Raw genomic sequence first — 3,523 nt, 5'->3', positions numbered from 1 at the left:
GTGCTTACGCCCGGGCTCTTCATCCCCTGGTGGAGCGGATCGCAGGAATGATCGTCGGCGAAAGAAGGGAAGAGCGGATCTCTTCTCGCGAATTGACTCGGTCTAAGGTTATCCAATGATCGAGAGAAGCGGGGAAAACATCGAAGCTTCATTCCCCGATGGTGATTCCGCCCAGCCGCCCACTTTCGGGTACTTGGATGGGCTGGTGAGCGATCCCGCTGTGACTGACATCGCAGTGACCGGACAGGGCAATGTCTGGATCGACCGAGGTGCGGGCATGGAGGAGGTTCTGCTCCGGCCTGGGTTTGCAGGCCCTCGGGCAGTAAGGGATTTTGCTGTGCAGTTATGCGCTCAGCTGGGATGTCGTCTGGATGATGCTCGGCCCATGACCGACGCTTCCAGCAGGGAGGGGGTCAGGGTCCACGCCGTCCTTGCCCCGCTCGTTCCTGAGGGCGCCGCCATCTCCATCAGACTGCCCAACAGACACCCGCCCGGCATGGAGGAACTGGTTGCTGCTGGGTTGTGTCCTCCAAGCTGGCTATTCATTCTTCGGGCGTTGGTGGTCAACCGGGCCAGCATCCTGGTGACCGGAGGCACGGGTGCCGGCAAGACTACACTTCTGCGGGCCCTGCTGGGCATGTGTCCACAGGAGCAGCGGCTGGTTGTCGTAGAGGAAGTCCGTGAGCTGGGCCGTATTGCCGGCCATAGGAACATGGTGTCCCTGGCCGTCAGAGAGTCCAATGTTGAAGGGGCGGGGGGCGTGGGGCTAGTCGATTTGGTTAAGGCCACACTGCGCATGCGGCCCGATCGGATCATCCTGGGTGAATGCCGGGGAGAGGAGATAGCGGATCTGCTGCGAGCTTTCAATTCCGGTCATCGGGGTGGCATGGCCACTCTGCATGCCGACAACGTGGAACGAGTTCCTGCCAGACTGGCGACTTTGGGGTTGCTGGCGGGGTTGCAGCCGAAGGCGCTGGCGGCTCTGGCGCAGGGGGCGTTTGATGCTGTTATCCATCTGGAACGTTCCGGCGGCCATAGACATATCGCTCAGATTGGCCGACTGACAACGGCCGTCGACGGCCGGCTACTTGGGGAGGCCGTCTGTGCCTGGACGGGCCGAGGGGCCGCTACATATGGAACGGCCTGGTCGAAGTTCGCCAGGCGGTGGGGCGTTGTGACCAGCGCGCCGGCGAGCACTGCGTAGTTGAGGTGGATTATGAATGGCGAGACTGTAGCTTGGTTGGCTGTGACGATGACGACTGTTGCCTGTCTGTCTCTGCTTCCACATAGAAGCGACGCGGCCGCAAGACTCAAGGCCATGTCAGTCAGGCCCTCTGCACAGTCGGATCGGCCCGGCCTGGCGGTGCTGATCACTTCCCTGCTTTCCTATGTCGACAATGGAGGCGGTCTGGTAGAGGCTTTCGAGGAGGCATCCGGGCGGCGGTTCGCCACTCAGGAGGTCACGCGGGAACGTGTCATGGCCATGCTGGAGAACCGATGCTTGCCTCAGGAACGGGGGCCCGCTCTGACAATTATGGCTCAGGCGCTGATGGCCTGTTATGGGCTCAGCGCCATCTTGGGTTGCCGGGCTTCTGATGGGCTGCGGACCGTGGCAGTCATGCAGAGGCGGCGGGCGGCACTGGATGAGGCTCGAGAAAAAGCCTTTGCTGTGCCCAGGGCCACGATCCGCCTCCTGTCGACCTTGCCGGTGTTAACAATCATCATGGGAGAGTTCATGGGTGCGCGGCCGTTGACCTTCCTATGTCGCCCAGGTCCGGGAACCATATGTCTGGTACTTGGAGCGGCCTTCTATGTCGTTGGTCTGGTTTGGATACATCAGCTGATGAACGATCTGGGCAGGGAGGATCTATGGATTTGAAACCGCTGATTGCCGCTCTGTCGACCATACTGACCATTCTGCTCATAAAATTCGACGGCATGGGTGAACGATTGGCTGATGAGCAGGACTCCACGCCGTCCTTGAGCCTGGTGTTGGCCTTGCTGGGAGTCGCTATTCGCCAGGGGGCCTCCTTGCCCAGGGCCTTGGGGGTGATTGGCGGGTTGCTGCCAGGTCCTTATGGACTTCGAATGGTTCGCGTGGCTCACCTGCTCGAAAGCGGCAACGGATGGGATCTGTCCTGGTCGGGTGCAATCGGCGATCCTGGTTACGGACGGTCCATGCAGGTCCTGGCTGACTGTCTTGAGCCGTCCTGGCGTTTGGGGTCATCGCCGCTGACGCGTATCGAGACGACCATCCGTCAGCTGGATCACCATGCCCGCAGCATGCTGGCCCGTGCCACAGCGACGATAACCGTCAGGCTGCTGGTGCCGACAGGGCTGTGCATTCTGCCGGCCTTCGTGCTGATTGGAGTCATCCCGTGCATTGCGGCTTTTGCGGGTGGGATGTCCTAAGGGTATGGAGCTTTTACGGGCATAGTTGTCCACAGGTTGACGATTCAGCTCCGCTCGTGCACATGCATCTGACAAGGCGACAGAGATGGACCGGAACGGGCACAGTGGAAGATACCGGATGCCGATTCCCTGAGGAACGGCCATTCGCCGGGGCGGGGAAGACAAGGAAAGGCAAAGGTAAGAACGATGACATATTCACAGGAGGTTGCGACGGTTTTCCATCTACAGACAAGGCAGGCAGGGGGCCAATTGGTGCCGGCTACGACATGGTCTGCTGCAAGTGCCGGATCGCAGTGGTTACAAAGAATAAGGCAGCGTTCCAGCCGGTTCATGGTGGCTTTATACGTTCGCGTCAGCCAGACTATGGATTCTGGAGTGCGTGCCCTGCATGCGCGGCTGAGCGTGGTTCTGGCTAGGCCTGAATCCGGGGCCATCACTGCTGAATACGCCGTGATCATGGTGGCGGCCGCCACGCTGGCCGGTGTATTGCTGGCCATCGTCAAATCCCCTTCCACACGCACTTTGCTGATGGGGCTGGTGAAGAAGGCACTCAGTGCTGTCGGCTGAAAGACGGTATGAACGCAGACGAGGGTGGCGATCCGATAACGGCACGGTAACGGCCGAGTTCGCCATCGTTCTTCCTGCTGTCATGGTCCTGGCTCTCATACTGCTAACGCTGACCCAGACGATTAGGATTGGCATGGTCTGTCAGGATGCGGCCAACGCGGCTGCCAGAGACCTGATCGTCACTCGTGGCAAGAGCGATTCCCAAGAGCTGGTGCACCGGATGGCTGGGCCGCATGCCCAGGTTAGGCTGAGCCCATCAGCCGGACAGACGGCAGTCAGGGTGTCATGTCCAGTGGTTGCCGGCCCAATGGGCGTGCTGCCTGCACAGGTCCATGGCAATGCCGTGGCCATCTTGGAGGAATGAGTCATGCCCGGACATGCCAGAAAGACGCACCTGAAGCGTACCGGTTCATGGATAAGGGGTTCGGATCTGGGTTCCGGCACGGTTATGGGCATCATGCTGATGGCTCTGGTCGGCCTGGGTCTGGTTCTGGCGGCGCTTCTGGGCAATCTCATGATCTGCCGGACGCGTGCACGTACCGGT

5 protein-coding genes are annotated in these 3,523 nt (G+C 60.5%); all 5 read left to right on the top strand.

Annotated elements, in window-relative coordinates; translation table 11 throughout:
- Positions 1–115: 115 nt before the first annotated feature.
- On the top strand, positions 116–1,204 hold the full coding sequence (locus AC0AP0_RS10480; RefSeq protein WP_490430418.1) for a TadA family conjugal transfer-associated ATPase: 1,089 nt from the start codon (positions 116–118) through the stop codon (positions 1,202–1,204).
- A gap of 12 nt (positions 1,205–1,216) precedes the next feature.
- Positions 1,217–1,879 carry a Flp pilus assembly protein TadB gene (locus tag AC0AP0_RS10475; protein WP_490430417.1) on the top strand — a complete coding sequence of 221 codons (663 nt, stop codon included), beginning with the start codon at positions 1,217–1,219 and terminating at the stop codon, positions 1,877–1,879.
- Positions 1,870–2,412 (top strand): type II secretion system F family protein, encoded by a 543-nt coding sequence (locus tag AC0AP0_RS10470; protein WP_490430416.1) that lies wholly within the window; start codon positions 1,870–1,872, stop codon positions 2,410–2,412. Before AC0AP0_RS10475 ends, AC0AP0_RS10470 begins: the two co-directional genes overlap by 10 nt.
- A gap of 330 nt (positions 2,413–2,742) precedes the next feature.
- A complete protein-coding gene (locus AC0AP0_RS10465; protein ID WP_490430415.1) occupies positions 2,743–2,979 on the top strand; it encodes a DUF4244 domain-containing protein in 237 nt (78 codons plus the stop codon).
- Positions 2,966–3,343 carry a TadE family type IV pilus minor pilin gene (locus tag AC0AP0_RS10460; protein ID WP_254477834.1) on the top strand — a complete coding sequence of 126 codons (378 nt, stop codon included), beginning with the start codon at positions 2,966–2,968 and terminating at the stop codon, positions 3,341–3,343. The genes AC0AP0_RS10465 and AC0AP0_RS10460 overlap by 14 nt, the downstream gene beginning before the upstream one ends.
- The last annotated feature ends 180 nt before the right edge of the window (positions 3,344–3,523 follow it).

Source organism: Bifidobacterium sp. POST2/T3 (B1), assembly GCF_058197115.1.
The sequence above is the reverse complement of the archived record's forward strand: the minus strand, read 5'-3'. Positions and strand labels throughout refer to the sequence as shown.

Excerpts from the sequence above, each read along its gene's own strand:
- AC0AP0_RS10480 (WP_490430418.1), top strand. The coding sequence starts at position 116 with ATGATCGAGAGAAGCGGGGAAAACATCGAAGCTTCATTCCCCGATGGT.
- AC0AP0_RS10465 (WP_490430415.1), top strand. The coding sequence starts at position 2,743 with ATGGTGGCTTTATACGTTCGCGTCAGCCAGACTATGGATTCTGGAGTG.
- AC0AP0_RS10475 (WP_490430417.1), top strand. The coding sequence starts at position 1,217 with ATGAATGGCGAGACTGTAGCTTGGTTGGCTGTGACGATGACGACTGTT.
- AC0AP0_RS10470 (WP_490430416.1), top strand. The coding sequence starts at position 1,870 with ATGGATTTGAAACCGCTGATTGCCGCTCTGTCGACCATACTGACCATT.